Origin of the sequence: Bradyrhizobium sp. RP6 (assembly GCF_003837805.1) — a bacterium.
Lineage (GTDB): Bacteria > Pseudomonadota > Alphaproteobacteria > Rhizobiales > Xanthobacteraceae > Bradyrhizobium.
This window is the reverse complement of record NZ_RQIT01000004.1, coordinates 207,153-224,154: the sequence shown is the minus strand read 5'-3', so window position 1 is coordinate 224,154 and position 17,002 is coordinate 207,153. Positions and strand designations below refer to the sequence as shown.

Annotated in this window: 13 protein-coding genes and 1 tRNA gene; 8 read left to right on the top strand and 6 right to left on the bottom strand. The window is 61.7% G+C overall.

Annotated elements, in window-relative coordinates; translation table 11 throughout:
- Positions 1-48 precede the first annotated feature (48 nt).
- From dxs to EHH60_RS38550, 5 genes are all read right to left on the bottom strand, one after another.
- Positions 49-1,977: a 1-deoxy-D-xylulose-5-phosphate synthase gene (gene dxs, locus EHH60_RS11965; RefSeq protein ID WP_124159661.1), complete on the bottom strand. Its 1,929-nt coding sequence runs from the start codon at positions 1,975-1,977 to the stop codon at positions 49-51.
- 584 nt (positions 1,978-2,561) lie between these two features.
- On the bottom strand, positions 2,562-2,813 hold the full coding sequence (locus tag EHH60_RS11960) for an exodeoxyribonuclease VII small subunit (protein ID WP_008132970.1): 252 nt from the start codon (positions 2,811-2,813) through the stop codon (positions 2,562-2,564).
- A 73-nt stretch (positions 2,814-2,886) separates the two neighbouring features.
- Positions 2,887-3,816 carry a histone deacetylase family protein gene (locus EHH60_RS11955; RefSeq protein WP_124159660.1) on the bottom strand — a complete coding sequence of 310 codons (930 nt, stop codon included), beginning with the start codon at positions 3,814-3,816 and terminating at the stop codon, positions 2,887-2,889.
- A gap of 121 nt (positions 3,817-3,937) precedes the next feature.
- Positions 3,938-5,587, bottom strand: coding sequence for a bifunctional metallophosphatase/5'-nucleotidase (locus tag EHH60_RS11950; protein WP_124159659.1), 1,650 nt, complete (start codon positions 5,585-5,587; stop codon positions 3,938-3,940).
- Between the two features lie 31 nt (positions 5,588-5,618).
- Entirely contained in the window at positions 5,619-5,753 is a 135-nt protein-coding gene (locus EHH60_RS38550) for a hypothetical protein (protein WP_283811822.1), read from the bottom strand.
- A 184-nt stretch (positions 5,754-5,937) separates the two neighbouring features.
- On the opposite strand from EHH60_RS38550, the gene EHH60_RS11945 reads away from it, so the two are divergent.
- Positions 5,938-7,179 (top strand): MFS transporter, encoded by a 1,242-nt coding sequence (locus tag EHH60_RS11945; protein ID WP_124159658.1) that lies wholly within the window; start codon positions 5,938-5,940, stop codon positions 7,177-7,179.
- Positions 7,180-7,210: 31 nt separating this feature from the next.
- Here EHH60_RS11945 and EHH60_RS11940 read toward each other — a convergent pair whose 3' ends face one another.
- Positions 7,211-8,989, bottom strand: coding sequence for an acyl-CoA dehydrogenase family protein (locus tag EHH60_RS11940; RefSeq protein ID WP_124159657.1), 1,779 nt, complete (start codon positions 8,987-8,989; stop codon positions 7,211-7,213).
- Positions 8,990-9,256: 267 nt separating this feature from the next.
- On the opposite strand from EHH60_RS11940, the gene EHH60_RS11935 reads away from it, so the two are divergent.
- The 7 genes from EHH60_RS11935 to EHH60_RS11905 all read left to right on the top strand — a co-directional run bounded on the left by EHH60_RS11935 (position 9,257) and on the right by EHH60_RS11905 (position 17,002).
- Positions 9,257-9,331: transfer RNA gene (locus EHH60_RS11935), tRNA-Gln, on the top strand.
- Between the two features lie 97 nt (positions 9,332-9,428).
- Complete coding sequence (locus tag EHH60_RS11930; RefSeq protein ID WP_124159656.1) at positions 9,429-11,429, top strand: site-specific integrase; 2,001 nt, start codon at positions 9,429-9,431, stop codon at positions 11,427-11,429.
- Positions 11,430-11,861: 432 nt separating this feature from the next.
- Entirely contained in the window at positions 11,862-12,458 is a 597-nt protein-coding gene (locus tag EHH60_RS11925; protein ID WP_158626728.1) for a DUF3102 domain-containing protein, read from the top strand.
- Between the two features lie 575 nt (positions 12,459-13,033).
- Entirely contained in the window at positions 13,034-13,684 is a 651-nt protein-coding gene (locus EHH60_RS11920) for a thermonuclease family protein (protein WP_245454468.1), read from the top strand.
- 18 nt (positions 13,685-13,702) lie between these two features.
- Entirely contained in the window at positions 13,703-15,151 is a 1,449-nt protein-coding gene (locus tag EHH60_RS11915) for a hypothetical protein (RefSeq protein ID WP_124159653.1), read from the top strand.
- On the top strand, positions 15,144-15,980 hold the full coding sequence (locus tag EHH60_RS11910) for a hypothetical protein (protein ID WP_124159652.1): 837 nt from the start codon (positions 15,144-15,146) through the stop codon (positions 15,978-15,980). The genes EHH60_RS11915 and EHH60_RS11910 overlap by 8 nt, the downstream gene beginning before the upstream one ends.
- 2 nt (positions 15,981-15,982) lie before the next feature.
- Positions 15,983-17,002, top strand: coding sequence for a hypothetical protein (locus EHH60_RS11905; RefSeq protein WP_124159651.1), 1,020 nt, complete (start codon positions 15,983-15,985; stop codon positions 17,000-17,002).

Here is a 17,002-nt window from a genome sequence, read left to right as displayed (position 1 = left end):
CCGACGCTTCGCGTCGACCTCTCCCGCAAGCGGGAGAGGTGGACCAGCTCAAGCCAGCTTGACCGTCTCGGCCTTGACGTCCTTGCCGAGCGCCTCGAACACCTTGGCGACGATGCCCTTGGCATCGAGACCGGCGCGGGCGTACATCGCGGCGGGCGTGTCGTGGTCCTGGAACACGTCGGGCAGCACCATCGCGCGGAACTTGAGCATGCCGGTGTCGAGCGCGCCCTGATCGGTCAGGTACTGCGCGACATGCGAGCCGAAGCCACCGATCGAGCCTTCTTCGATCGTGATCAGGATCTCATGGTCGCGCGCGAGCTTGAGTACCAGCTCGGTATCTAGCGGCTTCATGAATCGCGCATCCGCGATCGTGGTCGACAGCCCGTGGGCGGCAAGCTCGTCGGCGGCCTTCTCGCATTCGGCAAGACGCGTGCCGAAGGAGAGCAGGGCGATCTTGCTGCCCTGGCGGATCATGCGGCCCTTGCCGATCTCGAGCGGAACGCCGACATCGGGCATCTCGACGCCGCGGCCTTCGCCACGCGGGTAGCGCAGCGAGCTCGGACGGTCGTCGATCGCGACCTGGGTCGCCACCATGTGCACGAGTTCGGCCTCATCCGCCGCCGCCATGATCACCATGTTGGGCAGGCAGCCGAGATAGGCGTTGTCGAACGAGCCGGCATGGGTCGCGCCGTCGGCGCCGACGAGGCCGGCGCGGTCGATGGCGAAGCGGACGGGCAGGCTCTGGATCGCGACGTCATGCACGATCTGGTCGTAGCCGCGTTGCAGGAAGGTCGAGTAGATCGCGCAGAACGGCTTGTAGCCTTCGGTCGCAAGACCGGCGGCAAAGGTCACCGCGTGCTGCTCGGCGATGCCGACGTCGAAGGTGCGGTCGGGGAAGGCCTTGTTGAAGATGTCGACGCCGGTGCCCGACGGCATCGCCGCGGTGATGGCGACGATCTTGTCGTCCTTCTGCGCTTCCTTGACAAGGCTCTGGCCGAACACGTTCTGGTAGGCCGGCGCATTCGGCTTGGCCTTGGCCTGGGTGCCGGTCGCGACGTCGAACTTGACGACGGCGTGGTACTTGTCGGCGGAAGCTTCCGCCGGGCCATAGCCCTTGCCCTTCTGCGTCACGACGTGGACCAGGATGGGGCCTTCTTCCATGTCGCGGACGTTCTTGAGCACCGGCAGAAGATGGTCGAGGTTGTGGCCGTCGATCGGGCCGACATAGTAGAAGCCGAGCTCCTCGAACAGCGTGCCGCCATCCATCATGAAGCCGCGGGAATATTCCTCGACGCGGTTGGCGCGGTTGGCGAGGATCTTGGGAAGACGCTTGTTGATCTGCTTGGCCGCATCGCGCAAGGTGCGATAGGTTTTGCCGGAGTAGAGGCGCGACAGATAGGCGCTCATGGCGCCGACCGGCGGCGCGATCGACATGTCGTTGTCGTTGAGGATGACGATCAGGCGCGAGTTCATCGCACCCGCATTGTTCATGGCCTCATAGGCCATGCCAGCCGACATCGCGCCGTCACCGATCACGGCGATAACGTTGTTGGTGCCGCCGGAGAGGTCGCGCGCCACGGCCATGCCGAGGCCGGCGGAGATCGAGGTTGAGGAATGCGCCGCCCCGAACGGATCGTAATCGCTCTCGCTGCGCTTGGTGAAGCCGGACAAGCCGCCGCCGGTGCGAAGCGTGCGGATGCGGTCGCGCCGGCCAGTGAGGATCTTGTGCGGATAGGCCTGGTGGCCGACGTCCCAGATCAGCCGGTCGCGCGGCGTGTCGAATACGTAGTGGATCGCGGTGGTGAGCTCGACCACGCCGAGGCCCGCGCCGAAATGACCGCCGGTCACCGAAACGGCATCGATGGTCTCCTGCCGCAGCTCGTCGGCGACCTGGCGAACCTGCTCGACCTTGAGCTTGCGCAGGTCTTCCGGCGTCCGGATGGTGTCGAGAAGCGGCGTCTTACTGTATGCGTTCACGGCGATTTCCAATTTGTCAGCGCCGGAAGGTCATTCCGGCGCGCGATGGGTTTGCACAATATCGGCGCAGCGCGAGTCCTCAAACCGTCGGAGCCACCTGCATGGGGCAAGGCCCCGTCTTCAAGCTTAGGTAAGCTTAGGTGCGCTCCGGTTCAGTCTCTGTGATCCCTGTCACTTAGATCGGCTTCGTCCGTCCCAGCCAATTTCATTAGCAGTTTGAAGCACTTGTCGTCGGCAATCGGTGCCCACGCAAGGCTTGCAAAAAGCCACACTCCGCGCAGCTTTACACCAAAGCTTGGGCCAAAGCCAACCCGGCGGACCGATGAGGGGTATGCAAGTGCAACTGGCGGGCCGGATTGGTTAACCCTGGCCAGGAAGGAGGAGTTCCGGTCTTGCTCGGTTCCGCGGCAGGCTTTTTTCGCCTGAATGACGGCTTTTTCGCCCTTGGTGGATGCTGGGACGGGAATGGCATTGGCCCGCCCCCACGAATCCGCAGTGCTTGGTAGAACAGCCCCGTGCGATCACGAAAGCGGTGCGAGCCCGTGTGTCGTCAGGGGGCCGAGCAGGATAGTTCCCGGCTTCACTTACTGGACGTCGAGCGGGGCAGTGCCGGTGGCCTGGCCGCTGGCATCGGTGGTGATCTTGTCGACGCGCGCCTCGGCCTGGCGCAGCAACTCCTCGCAGCGCCGCTTCAGGGCCTCGCCGCGTTCATAGATCGTCACGGATTCCTCGAGCGGGACCTTGCCGTCTTCGAGCCGCTTCACGATCGTTTCGAGTTCCTCGATCGCGCGCTCGAAGGTGAGCCTGGAGACGTCGACTTGAGTATTTTCGGCCATATCCGTTTCCGATTGCCCGATTCGCTTGCTTCCAGTGAAGGCGGGTTTTGCGGGCTTAATGTGGCGGGCGCCATCAGGCGCCCATCAGGGCGCCAACATGGGCCGTCACAGATTCTTTCAGTCCTTGCAGGTCATAGCCGCCCTCGAGCACGGAAACAATGCGGCCGCCGGCGGTCTTGTCGGCGAGATCCATCAGCTTGCGCGTCACCCAAGCATAGTCCTCTGCGCGCAAGTTCAGTGAAGCCAGCGGATCGCGGTAATGCGCGTCGAAGCCGGCGGAGATGATCAGGAGCTCGGGGCCAAATGTCGTCAGCTGCGGCAGGATCAAATTCTCGAACGCGGAGCGGAATTCCGGCCCGCCGTCTTCGGAAGCGAGAGGCGCATTGACGATGGTGTCGTGATCGCCGCGCTCGCTTCTAGCGCCGGTGCCTGGAAATAGCGGCATCTGGTGCGTCGAGCAGTACATCACGGTCGGGTCCGACCAGAAGATGTCCTGCGTGCCGTTGCCGTGATGCACGTCGAAATCGACGATGGCCGCGCGCTTGATGCCATATTTACGCTGCGCGTGGCGCGCTGCGATCGCGACATTGTCGAAGAAGCAGAAGCCCATCGGCTTGCCGATCTCGGCGTGATGGCCGGGCGGGCGGACCGCAACGAAGGCGTTGCGGTGCTCGCCCGCCATCACCGCTTCGGTTGCCGCAACCGCGCCGCCGACGCCGCGCATCACCGCTTCCCACGTGCCCGGTGACATCGAAGTGTCGCCGTCGATATAGATCTGCCCGCTGGTCGGAGCGATGTGGCGCAGCTCGGTGACGTAATGCTCGTTGTGGCAGAGCGTGACGAGGTCGAGATCGCCCTCCGGCGCCTCCTCGCGCACCAGGAACTGGAAACGCTCATGCGACAGGGCTTCTTCCACCGCGCGTAGACGATCCGGCCTCTCAGGGTGTCCCGGCGGCGTGACATGGTCGAGGCAGGCCTTGTGGGAAAGGAGAAGCGTGCTCATCAGGTCGGCCTCATGGGATGCGGACTTTTGACGTCGTTGGCGCATCCAGCGCCAAAACGCAATGCAAAACCAATCTAAGCGCTTGGCCGGGAATGGCAAAGTGCTGGCTGTTTGATCCGGATCAATTCACGCGCAGGATGCGGGTCGGCGGCAGCGGACCGACCGGCCCGTGTGCCCGGAAGAAGGCGAACAACGCGTCCGCGTCGTAGCCGCCGTATTGTGGCGCCGTGCCCTGTTTGGCGACGGTAAACCCGTCTCCGCCGACGGCGAGGTAATCGTTGAGCGTGACGCGATAGCCGCTTCCAGGCTCGATCGGCCTGCCGCCCAGCGTCATCCTCTCGAGGCTGACGCGCTCGCCGAACGGCTTTGAAGCATCCCAAGTATAGCTGAACCCGTTCGACACCTGGAGAATCCGCGGCCGCTTCGGGTCCAGCCATTGCTGCTCGAGCATGTCCTTGAGCTGGCTGCCCGTCAGCGTCATCGTGACCAGCCGGTTGCGGAACGGCTGGCTGGCAAAGACATCGCCGAACGTGATCGCGCCGTTCTCCTTCGGAACGATGTCGGTGCGGATGCCGCCGGGATTGGTGAGCGCGATGACAGCGCTGCCATCCTTCGTATCGCGGGTTGCGAGCAATTGCGCGTCGGCAATGACATTGCCCAGCGCGCTCTCGCCGGCCTCGTTCGGCACGCGCGACAGCGTCTGCGTCACCGAGCCGGCCGGCCGGTTGGCGATCGGCGCAGATAGCCTGTCGTAGGCGTCGATCAATGCGGTCTGCTCGGGATCCTTGGCCAGCGAGGCATTGGCGACGATCACATTCTCGGCCTTGGCACTGATGATGTCGCGCGTTGCGGAATCGAGCTTGAGGTCGATCGCGGTGACCAGCGTGCCGTATTTGTCGCCGCTGGTGACGAGCCGCCCGTCGATATCGCAGACATACGCGCGGTGGGTGTGGCCGCTGACCACGACGTCGACGGCACGGTCGAATTTCTTGACGATATCGACGATCGGGCCCGTGATGGCAGGGCATTCGTTGTAGTCGCCGGCGGGCTCGCCGCCCTGGTGGATCAACACCACGATCGCTTCGACGCCGCGCGCTTTCAGCTGCGGCACCAGCGCGTTCACCGTCTCGGCCTCGTCGCGGAATTCGAGCCCGGCAATGCCCGCTGGCGAGACGATGCCGTCGGTCTCCCTCAAGGTCACCCCGATGAAGGCGACGGGAACGCCGTCGAATTCCCGGATCTCGTAGGGCGGCAGCACGCTCTTGCCGGTCGCGGTCTCGATGGTGGAGGCCGCGAGATAGCGGAATTTGGCGCCCGTGAAGGGATGCGGGCCCTGGCAGCCGTCGACGGGATGACAGCCGCCGTTCTGCATTCGCAAGAGCTCGGTTTTGCCCTCATCGAATTCGTGATTGCCGACCGAGCTGATCGCAAGGCCCATCATCGAGAGCGACTCGATCGAGGGCTCGTCGTGGAACATCGCCGACAGGAACGGACTCGCGCCGATCAAATCGCCGGCGGCGACGAAGATGGTGTTCTTCCGCCGCTCCCGCAGCTGCTTCACAAGCGTCGCCATGTACTCGGCGCCGCCGGCCGCCACCATCACCTTCTTGCTCTTGTCTTCAGGGTCATTGATGCGGATGCCGCCCGGTGGCGGCCGCAGATTGCCGTGGAAGTCGTTGATCGCGAGCACGCGCAGCTCGACCGGAGCGTCGGGCTGCGCCGAGGCAGGGACGGCGGCGAGGATGGTCAGGATCAGAAAGACGTATCGCATGGGACAAGACTAGACGCAGCGCACGAAGATTTCACGATGCTTTGTCGTGAACACGCGTGTCCACACGCATGAAATCCTTGATGTCGGCGGTAAAGACCCCGGGGCCGCCGGCGATGGTCATGCAGCGGTATCGCGCGCCGCGACGCTTGCCGCTCTTGGGAAGCATCAGCCTATATCTGGCAGGCGTGCAAATGCGCCGCTCAACCTTTTCGACGCCGACGTCCCGCAATTTTGATGCAGGTTACCCGACACCGTCACGCGTCGCAACAATTAGCTACAATGTTTCATTTGAATAACCCCTGGTTGTGGTGCATGATCTCGCGCCGTTCCATGGCCGACCCGCCCGATTGATGATTGCCACAACCGGTATCGACGAATCCTCGCTGCATTATCGTGGCTGGCGTGTCGTGCTGGCCTGCTTCCTGATGGCCTTCTTCATGTTTGGCTTCGGTCTCTACGGCCAGAGCGTCTATCTCGCCGAGCTTCAGCGCGCCCACGGCTGGTCCGGCACGCTGGTCTCCGCGGCCAGTACCTTCTCGTTTCTCCTGAGCTCCGTCCTCGTCATCTTCACCGACGATCTGCTCGAGCGCATCGGGCTGCGCTCGCTGATCCTGTGCGGCTTGACGGCGCTCGGCGCTTCGACCGTGCTGCTGGCGTTGATGCAGACGCCTTGGCAGCTCTATCTCGCCTATGCGCTGATGTCGGTCGGCTGGACCGGCATGGGGACCGTGGTGATCGCGACCGTGCTGAATTCCTGGTTTGAGCGACGTCGCGGGCTCGCGCTCAGCCTTGCCTTCAACGGCGCGACCTGCGGCGGCATCATCCTCGTCCCGCTGCTGCTGTTGCTGACCGGCAGCATTGGCTTCCGTTCCGCCATGCTGACGGCGACGCTCGCGATGATGGTGCTGCTGTTGCCGGTGGTCGTGACCTTCATCGGCTGGCCGGTCCGGATGTCACCGGCATCGGACGGAGGCCGGACCGCTGGCGGCGCGGCCGCGCCAGGCCATTCCCGCAAGGCGCTGCTCGCCAACGCGGCGTTCTGGACCATGGTGCTGCCGATCGCGATGGCGCTGCTGGCGCAGGTGGGCTTCATCATCCACCAGGTGACGTTTCTCGAGCCGCTGGTTGGCCGCTCCGCGGCGGGGCTCGCGGTCACCATCATGGCGGCAATGGCTGTGGTCGGGCGCCTGTCGCTTGGCCTGTTCGTCGACCGGCTCGATCCGCGGCTCGCCTGCGCGGCGTCGATGACGAGTCAGGCGGCGGCGCTGTTCGTGCTTCTCCAAAGCACGAGTCCGACGGTGCTGCTGGCGTGCTGCGCCGTCTACGGCTTCTCGATCGGCAACATGATCACGTTTCCGCCCTTGATCATCCAGCGCGAGATCGGCTCGACCGCCTTCGCCGCCGCGATGGGGTTGGGCACATCGATCAGCGGCATCGTCAGCGCCTTCGGTCCCGGCATCATCGGTCTCGTGCGGAGCTTTACGGGCAATTACAGCACGGCGTTAGCGCTGTGCGTCGTGCTCGATCTCGTCGCGGCGGGCATCGTGCTGTGGCGGCCGAAGAAGAGCGTCGCCCGAATCTCCGCGAGCTAGGGGAGACGGTCCGCGCGAGAGTAGATCCGACTTACCCGAGCAGCACCGCATCCGCCGCCGCGACGGACTCTGCGCTTTCCGTGACCGTGCGCTCGAGCGCGGGCGCCTGCACCGTGATGTTCTCGGCAAAGAAGCGCGCCAGGGTGACGTAGCGCGCAGCGTCTGCGTTGCCTTCTGCCTTGGCGGCGAGCGCCTCGGAAGCGAGCAGGCAGCCGCCGAGCGTGGCGCCGAACTGCTGCAGATAGGGCGTTGCGCCCGCAAGCGCCTCGTTCGGTGCGGAGGCAACGCGCTCCAGGACCCATTTGCTGGTGCGCGTGAGCGACTCAATCGCCTCGCGCAGCTTTGCGCCCGTGGTGCCGAAGCCGGGATCGTTGGAGGCTTCGACTTGGCTGACGGTCGCTGTGAGCTCGTCGAGCAGCGCCCACACCGACGCGCCGCCATTGGCGGCGAGCTTGCGCGTGACGAGATCGATCGCCTGGATACCGTTGGTGCCCTCGTAGATCGCGGTGATGCGGGCATCGCGGTAGTGCTGAGCCGCGCCGGTCTCCTCGATGAAGCCCATGCCGCCATGCACCTGCACGCCGAGATAGGCGACCTCGTTGCCGATATCGGTGGAATAGGCCTTGGCCATCGGCGTCAGCAGCGCCGCGCGTGCGGCCGCTTCAGTGCGCACCTTCGCGTCCTTGGCGCGCGTCGAGACGTCGATCGCGACGGCGGTCGCATAGCAGATGGTGCGAGCGGCCGCAGTCTGCGCCCGCATCCGCATCAGCATGCGCTTGACGTCGGGATGCACGAAGATCGCATCGGAGCCGTCGCCCTTCTTGCCGACCGCGCGGCCCTGCTTGCGCTCCTGCGCATACGACAAGGCCTGCTGGTAGGCACGGTCGGCAACGCCGACGCCCTCCAGGCCGACACCAAGGCGGGCCTGGTTCATCATCGTGAACATGCAGCGCATGCCCTGGTTCTCTTCGCCGATGAGGAAGCCGATGGCGCCGCCGTGATCGCCCATGGTCATGGTGCAGGTCGGGGAGGCGTGCATGCCGAGCTTGTGCTCGACGCCGGAGGCATAGATGTCGTTGCGCTCACCCAGCGAGCCGTCCGCATTGACCATGAACTTGGGAACGAGAAAGAGCGAGATGCCCTTGGTGCCGGGGGGCGCATCCGGCAGACGCGCCAGCACGAAATGCACGATGTTGTCGGTCATGTCGTGCTCGCCATAGGTGATGAAGATCTTCGTCCCCTTGATGCGATAGGAGCCGTCGGCCTGCCGATCGGCCCGGGTGCGCAGCGCGCCGACGTCGGAGCCGGCCTGCGGCTCGGTCAGCTGCATCGTGCCGGTCCATTCGCCGGAGACGAGCTTTCCGAGATAGATTCTCTTCAACGCGTCACTGCCATGGGCGTCCAGCGCCTCGATCGCGGAGGCCGTCAGCAGCGGGCAGAGGCCGAAGGCGACGTTGGCGGCACTCCAGATCTCGGTGCAGGCGGCGTTGATCGCGATCGGTAGGCCCTGGCCGCCGAAATCTTCGGGGCCGGACACCGCGTTCCAGCCGCCCTCGGTCCAGCGCTTGTAGGCGTCAGGCCAGCCCGGCGCGGTCGTGACCTTGCCATCGTCGAGCTTGATGCCATGCTCGTCGCCGACCTTGTTGAGCGGCGCCAGCACGTCGGATGCGAACTTGCCGGCTTCCTCCAGCACGGCGGCCGCGAGATCGGCGTCGAAATCGCCATAATGGCCGGCCTCCACGGCGGCCTTGAGGCCCGCGCCATGGTTGAGCGACAGCAGCATGTCAGAAATCGGCGCGCGGTAGGTCATGGCTCACTCCCGGGGGATAGATATTGGCGCCGTATTCTCACGAAACGGGGGCAGCCTCAACAGGGCGCGATTTGGGGGCGGTCGGAAACGCTGCGTTCGCCGGGCGTCCAATGTCGGGGCCTGATGGAGCGTGTGCCACCCCAAGCCGGCACCCCCCGGGTATTTTGCCTCTGCAGGCGGTTGAAATGCCGCGCCTCTCCCTATAGACCGACACCACCCGAGGGAATTTGCGGTAGCCCGTGCCTCCGCCGTTCCCCGAGGACCTGATGGGGCGTAGCCAAGCGGTAAGGCAGCGGATTTTGATTCCGCCATTCGGAGGTTCGATCCCTCCCGCCCCAGCCAGGCAGCCTCTAACCCCTTGAAATTATGCAATTCGCCGGATTTGGCTGGGGAGTTGTCTCGCGACTGTATCACGCGCCTGTACCACAGGAGTGTCTACGTGCGCGTGGTCCAACATGTCTTCAGGCGAGGCGCTGTCTACTGGTGGCGTCGGCGGCTCTTCAAGAAAACCGGGGAGAGAGAACTTGCGCCGATTGCGATTAGCCTGAGAACGCGGGACCTTTTCAAGGCGCGCAGCATCGCAGCTCATTTGGCCGCAGCGAGTGATGGCATCTTGCGCCGGCAGGAGGGAAGAGAAGTGCTGTCGTCTGTTCAGGTCCGGTCGATGCTGGAGTCAGTGGCGCGAACCCATTTGGCCAAGCTCGATCGACTCGCCGTCTTGGAGACGGCCGACGGCATCACTGCGGATGAGGGCCGTAGGTCTGACCGGGTCATGGGGTGGGCTCGGCGCCTCCAGGCCTCTCAGGGCATCGCTGCGGCTATCGGCGAAGCTGAGCGCGGCCTGTTGGCGGCGAACGGTCTCAGTCCGGACGAAATCGAAGAGGTGCACTGGACGCTGGAACTGCTGCGTCAGGGTTCTATGGGCAGTTTTCCGCGTCAGAAGTTGATGGCGTTGTTGGAAGCCTGCGGGGCGTCCCAGGGAGAAGGCGATCTTCGGCAGGCAGAGCGCATTCTCTACCGCGGGCAGGCCGCGGCTTTGTTGTCAGTTGATCGACGTTGGACCGGGGATTATCGCGAAGACGATAAGTTGGTCGACCAGCTTCTTTCCGACCATGCCGTTGCGCCTGGGGTGACAGCCTCGACCCCTGTCTCGCGCGAGCATCCAGCATCAAGCGCCGTGGGAATTGGGGCGGTCGCGCACGACAGTCCTGCTCTCTCGCAGTGTCGTCCAGCGCCTCTTCAGAGCGTTGCTGGGTCGACTCACAAGGAAACCTCCATTACGAAACTCGCCGAAAACCTGATCAAGGAAAAGGCGCAGCTGGGCGAGTGGAACGAAAAAACCCAGCGGCAGGTCCGTTCAGTTGTCGCGACGTTCGTCGAAATGATCGGCGAGGACCATGTTCGGGCCCTCGCCCAGGGCCGCATTGCGGAGTATCGCTCGCTTCTGCTCGCTCTTCCGCGAAGCTACGGCAAGGGCCAGAATGACCGCGCCAAGCCGCTTTCTGAATGGTTGGAACGATCGAAGAAGCTGCCTGACGACAAAGTCGGGCGCGCATCCGGTACGCTCAATCGCCAACTTACGCAGCTTCAAGAAGTGCTGGTCTACATCGAGGCTTGCGGGCACAAGATTCCTGAGTTCTCCGGGGTTTCGAAGCTGTTGTCGAAGAAGAAGGGCCGCGCCCGCGACGAACGGCATCCTTTCTCTCCAGAAGACCTGACCTCGATCTTTCGACAGCCGCCGTGGACGGGATGCGAAAGCCTCAAGAAGCGGATGGTCCCGGGCGAGGTGATCTATCACGACGCTCTATCTATCGTGCCCTATCTCGCAAGATACACGTTGGCACGTCGCGAGGAACTCTGCGGCCTCGATGTCGATGATGTGTTGGAGGAGAGTGGGATCCCCTACATCTTCGTTCGCCCAAACGAACACCGCACGCTCAAGAATCCGCAGTCCACGCGAAGAATACCCCTGATCGGCGAAGTGGTCCGTCTCGGGTTTCTTCGCTACAGGGCAGAAATCCAATCGCTCGGACATAAACTGCTCTTCCCGGAGCTCCGCGCCGCAAGTGATCGCACGCCGTTGGGCGACGTCTTCTATGGCGACTGGATCAAAGTTCAGGATGCGGCAGTCCCCAACGCTGCCGAAGAGAAAAAAACTTTCCATTCGTTCAGGAAAGTTGGTGGTGCCGATCTGAAGGACGTCGGGGTCCCCTCCGAACTTCGAGCGGACATTCTGGGCCATGGCGGAGACAACGTCACGGAAGAGCGCTATTCCAGCAGCGCCAAACTGCGGCAGATGCTTCAGGCGCTCGAAAAGCTTCCGATCGTGACAGCGCAGATCGAGGCACGGGAGATTTGCCTACGTCCGGATGTCTTGCAAAAGCATCGGCGGCCGTCCGCTCGTCCAAGACGGCAAACGCTGGCGAAAAGGAAACCGTAGCCATAAGCAGGCTCGTGCTGGCGCTTGCCCTCAATGTCCGCCTAGCGGATACACTACTCAAATTCCTCGCTTTCGTTTCCAGCAAGGACTGCGCCGCCTAGCCTTCTTGTCTCCCGACGAGCCTGAGGCTCAGCAAATGCGAAACCGTTTCGCATTTGTGGGAGTTCGGGGGGCGGCCTTGGGCAATCTCATCGGCGTACATCGAATGTGAAGCTAAGGCGCCTTAGCTTCCTCTCCACATAAAAAACCTTCGGCTGGTTGGTTTTCAGTTGCAATCCTATCTTTGCTTTCCAGAATAATGACATCCAGCCTCGATTGCCCAGTGCGATTTTTGGCCTCTCGTTGAGCGTTGTAACGGCGTCGTTCCAGGGTCCAGCGTCCGTTCGCGCCTTTGCGATGATTCCCGCAATGCGCCGCTCATCTGAGGTCATCATGGCTTTCGACTATTCAGGCATTCCTTCGTTTGAGGCGGTGCAGTTGCAGCGGATCGCCCGACGCGTCAACGAGCTTCTCCCTACCGTTATTCCGATCATCGTCCAGATCGGTGAGCATTTGGCGGAAGCAAAGGCGATGATCCCGCACGGCCATTTCGGCGCCTATTGCAAAGATGAGATGGATATCTGCAATAAATCAGCGCAGAACTACATGAACCTGGCAAAGCTTGCACGCACCCGGGACCCCGGCGATTTGGCCAAGTTGCCTGCTCGTGCCGCATACAAACTCGCCGCGAAGGATACACCCGAAACGGTAATTTCGGAGGTTCTTTCCGAAGTTCGTGCTGGACGTTCAATCACCGAGGAGGAGGTGAAGGAACGAATTGGCCGAGCGAAGGGCAAACGACCGACCTTGGACACGCTCGAAGTCGATAAGATTGCTGCTCTGCTGCTCGAAAGCCTGGATGCCGGCGGTGTTCGGGAGGTCGAATCCTTTCTTCGCTGCGCGAGCAAAGCGACAATCAAGGCTCTTTCTGGTAGGCTGAGGGAAGCATTGGATGTTGACAACGGACCTCCTACCCGCAACGCGCACTAGCGCGGATTTGACGCGCCCCATTTCGTCGCGGATGAACCAACTCAACTTGTGAGAGGATCGCAGGTAGAGGAATGTTGGCTCCGATCGGCGTTGGCTGAAGCTCAACTCGTCGCTGAAGTGGCGATTGGGATGCCGGCCGACCCGGAATTCCGGCAACGCTTTGCCGCCGCCTTCATACTCTTTGCGAAATGCTGAAGGCCCTCCACTCGGAGGGCCTTTTCAGCAGGCAATACCAATCCAGAAGGTCTTCCATTGCTTTTGGGTTTGGCCCTGCGGCCTTGAGGCGGCCCCTTCGAAAGCCAGCTGCAGGTCACTCAAGCGGCGAAAAGGTACCCAACGACCGCGGCTTGTCTAACGCTCCATCTTTCTAGCTGCATTATGCGCCGAATTAACTATGTCACCGGGCATCGTGTCCGACAGATTGTCCTTTCCTAGTTCTCGCCAAGAAAGTGTAATAGATTGTTAACTATCGGTTTTTCCTCATATTTGAGTGCGGTGCAGCAATGCGGGCTGCTGTTGTCATCTTGTGTTGCCTTTTTGGTCTCTCCCACGCGACTGCCAGCGAAGTGAGCGGCGTGCCGCAGATTGTCGACGCGGACACCGTGTACGAGGGGACCGTCAAAATTCGCCTAAGCGGAATCGATGCCCCTGAGACAGACCAGATTTGCTTGGACTCTGCCGGCAAGGCTTGGGATTGCGGCATCGAAGCCAGAGAAAAGCTTAGAAGCTTTGCGCGTGAACAACCCTGGACGTGCGAGTTGACCGGCCAGGACGTCTACAAGCGCCATCTCGGAACTTGCACGGTCGGCGGAGAGAACGTCTCGCGTTGGTTGGTAAGAAACGGCTGGGCGCTCGCGTTCCGCCGCTATTCGTCGGACTATATTGCGGATGAGGATTTTGCACGGGAGCAGAGGCGCGGCCTTTGGAGCGGTGCCTTCGTTGCTCCCTGGGAATGGCGGCACCGAAGTAATAGCACCGTAATCCTCGGTGCGGTCGCTGTGCCTGTTCAGGCGCAGCGGATGCTGATGGCCCCGGCTACCGTGGCCGAGCCGCCCTCACCGAATTGTCTCATCAAAGGCAATCTCAAAAGCGCCCATCAATGCATCTATCACGTGCCTGGAGGCAAGTTTTACGATCGACTTTCGATGGATCGAAGCTCATCTCGCAGGTGGTTCTGCTCAGTGGCGGATGCCGAAGCCGCCGGCTGCCGCAAATCCAAGCTCTAGTTCCAGGCCGAAAACCGTATGAATCCTTCCGGCAAGCGTCAATCAGCCCTCGCTCGAATTATGGGCTTCCTCAGCCAGCCCGTTCATCACTACCAGCCGGCAACCAACATCTTTCTGGATCTCAACGTGGACCGCCTTGCGGATGAGATGCGGATTGTCGAACAAGGACGAGAGCGGGGCGCCCAGAACCATCCCGCGTCTGATGCGCAAACGCTCGACGATATAGAACATCAGATCATTGAAAGGATTGAGCGCCACAAGCAGGACTCGCACTCTATATACCTCGATCACCTTCATACTTACGATGAACGGGTGACGGCGCTCAGTTTCGAGGAGCGGTTCGCGACTATTCAGCAGGCCGCCCCTGAGGCCGTTGGTGATTTTCGCGCTGAGGCCACCGTCGGTCGCGATGAACTGTTCGCTTTGCGACGCCGGCTGAATGAGTCCGAGATTGAACGCGACAGCTTCCGCGCCCGGCATCGGATCGAACGGCCCGCGAGGCTCGCCAGTCCTGGGAAAATCATTCTCAAGGTCGGCATTCTAGCCATCCTGTTTGTCATCGAAGTGATAGTGAACGGCAGCTTCCTCGCCAATGCTAACATCGGCGGTCTGCTCGGCGGCTTGGTCCAGGCTGTGGTGTTCGCTGCCTTGAATATCTTGGCAAGCTTCCTTTGCGGCATGGTGCTGATACGCTTGGTCAACCGCCGGAACTATTTCCTCAAGCTGATTGGCGTTTTGTCCTGCCTTGCCTATCTGGCTCTCGCGGTCGTGCTAAATCTCACCCTTGCTCACTTGCGCGAAATTCCACCGACCATCAGTGGTGACGTCGGGCAGGAGGTGCTGCACCGCCTCCAAACGGCGCCGCATGCGCTCACGGACATCAATTCGTGGGTTTTCTTCAGTATTGGCCTGATCTTCTCCTTGGTCGCGATGGTCGACGGCTTAATGTTTTTCGATCCATACATCGGCTATGCCGGTCTCGAACGTCGATGGCTTGATGCCAGCAATCAGTTCGCGAGGGTACGCAGCGAGCTGATCGACCGTCTTCGCGACATCCGCGAGGATTGCACCGAAGCCATGAACGGTGCGGCGAGGGACCTTTCGGTCCGTCGTGGCGAATACGATTCTCTGCTTCAGGGACGGGGCCGGCTCGCCCAACGCTTCAGCCAACATCAGAACCAGACTGAGCAGGCCGGCCGAGCCTTGCTCGAGATCTACCGCGAGGCGAATCGCCGGGCACGATCGACGCCCGCGCCGAGCACCTTCTCGCGCAGCTACTCCATGGAACGCATCATCTATGCCGGCGGCGAGCCGGATTCGACGGCCCGGGAGCATCTGCGGCAGATGATTGCTGAGACGCAGGAACTTCTGAATCAGCAGATCAAGGCCATTCACGCAGCCTTCGACGACGCCGTGAAGACCTATCGCGAAATTGACGAGCTGCTGCCGGAGAAGAAGAGTGGTTAAGAAGCGTCCAAGGCGGCAGAGCGCATCTGGCATCGGTTGGGCTGGTGTAGGAGGCATCGCGCTGCTTCTTGTGGCGCTCGCATGCGGTGGTGCTCTGGCGTATTTCTACTTCTCCACCCCCAAGCGCCCGGTTCTTGACGCGCAGAGCCTGTGCCCGGTCGACGGCCCTCACGGCATTAATGTCGTACTGGTCGACACCTCTGACGATTTGCCCGAGACAACGCGGCGGGAAGTCCAAGTTATCCTCGACGACCTGATTGCGACGCTTCCAGCCTTCTACAGGCTTGATATCCGGGTATTGGATATCGCTGGCGCCCGGAGCCGGTCCGTGTTTTCCAAATGCAATCCCGGCGATGGAGCCGGCCTGAACGAATGGACCGATAATCCCCGTATTGCCCGGCTGCGCTGGATCGAGAGCTTCCGCAAGCCAGCTGCAGACGCGGTGAAGAACAGCATTGCCTCGGCCAAGGCCGCCAGCTCGCCGCTCATGGCTGCGATCCAAGACATCGCCATCGATCAGTTTTCAAGCGCGGCCAATCAGAATGCGAAAAAGACACTGATCGTCATTTCCGACATGATCGAGTACACGCGAGAGTACAGTCAGTACCCAGCCGCGGGCGACCTCTCCTTCCAGCGCTACAAGCAATCTCCGGCCTATTTGAAGTTCCGTACCGATTTGCATGGTGCTGGGGTGACGATTCGCTATGTCACTCGGCAGCCGAAAGGCCAGCCCTTGCTCAACGACCTTAAGCACGCCGAGTTTTGGATCCAATGGATGAAGGATAATGGGGCTTCGTCCGTTGAGGTCAAACGACTTCAAGGAGCCTAGGCGTGACCATCCAGGACACCATGCGGCGTACGCCGCCCGGGTTAATCAGCGGATTGCTTTTCTTCATGGTCGTTGCTTTGGGCAGTGGCTATATCGTGGCTTCCAAGCTGAATGATTTGCCCGCGTTTTATGTCACGTCCGTTCCGGTCCTGATCATGATCGGATATGCTCTCATGCTGGGCATCGCGCGGCTTTTTCGGCTCCGCGACGATCAATCGGGTGACAATCTCTACTACATGGGATTTCTGTTTACGCTGACGAGCCTTGCCGTCTCGCTGTACCAATTCAGAGCGGAAGGCGCCGCGGAACAGATTGTTCAAAACTTCGGTATTGCCATTGCCTCGACAATTGCCGGGATCACCTTGCGTATCTTGTTCAATCAAATGCGGCGGGACCCGATTGAAGTAGAAGCGACCGCCCGGTTGGAGCTGGCGGACGCTTCTCGGAAAGTTAAACGCGAACTAGAGAGCACGGTGCTGGAATTTGGCTACTTCCGGCGGATGACGCAGCAGTCGATCACCGATGCCTTGGACGAGATAAACGAGACGTTAGGTAGCGCGAGTGACAAGCTGGCCACGGAGATCCGGACGTTCGCACAAACGGCAGGAAAGCCCTTGGAGGAAGCATCACAAAGGTCAGGTAAAACACTCGATACTCTGAATGAGAAAGTTGTCGGCACGCTCGACACGGTTTCTGCCCGCTTGGTGAGGGAGTCCGACCAGTTGTCGCGAAGCACCTCCACCATCGTGAAAGCCATAGATGGCCTTGCGGCCAAGTTGGCGGCAATGCAGACGCCCGAGCAGATTATTGAGATAAAGCTCGCACCCGTTGTGTCCGGTTTGACCAAAGCGATCAATTCATTCAGCAAAAGTGCCGAGGTGCAAGCCAAGACGATTGACGCCAGTCTCCGTCAAACGCAAGCCATGGGGGCCGCCGTCGACAGGCTGATGCAGACAATTCAGGCAGCTGAGGCCGCGCGCGCGGCTGCTGGGCCCTGGGGGTCCAGTAATCGTGCTCCCTAG

Excerpts from the sequence above, each read along its gene's own strand:
- EHH60_RS11960 (WP_008132970.1), bottom strand. The coding sequence starts at position 2,813 with ATGGCCGAAAATACTCAAGTCGACGTCTCCAGGCTCACCTTCGAGCGC.
- EHH60_RS11955 (WP_124159660.1), bottom strand. The coding sequence starts at position 3,816 with ATGAGCACGCTTCTCCTTTCCCACAAGGCCTGCCTCGACCATGTCACG.
- EHH60_RS11950 (WP_124159659.1), bottom strand. The coding sequence starts at position 5,587 with ATGCGATACGTCTTTCTGATCCTGACCATCCTCGCCGCCGTCCCTGCC.
- EHH60_RS38550 (WP_283811822.1), bottom strand. The coding sequence starts at position 5,753 with ATGCTTCCCAAGAGCGGCAAGCGTCGCGGCGCGCGATACCGCTGCATG.
- EHH60_RS11945 (WP_124159658.1), top strand. The coding sequence starts at position 5,938 with ATGATTGCCACAACCGGTATCGACGAATCCTCGCTGCATTATCGTGGC.
- EHH60_RS11940 (WP_124159657.1), bottom strand. The coding sequence starts at position 8,989 with ATGACCTACCGCGCGCCGATTTCTGACATGCTGCTGTCGCTCAACCAT.
- EHH60_RS11925 (WP_158626728.1), top strand. The coding sequence starts at position 11,862 with ATGGCTTTCGACTATTCAGGCATTCCTTCGTTTGAGGCGGTGCAGTTG.
- EHH60_RS11915 (WP_124159653.1), top strand. The coding sequence starts at position 13,703 with ATGAATCCTTCCGGCAAGCGTCAATCAGCCCTCGCTCGAATTATGGGC.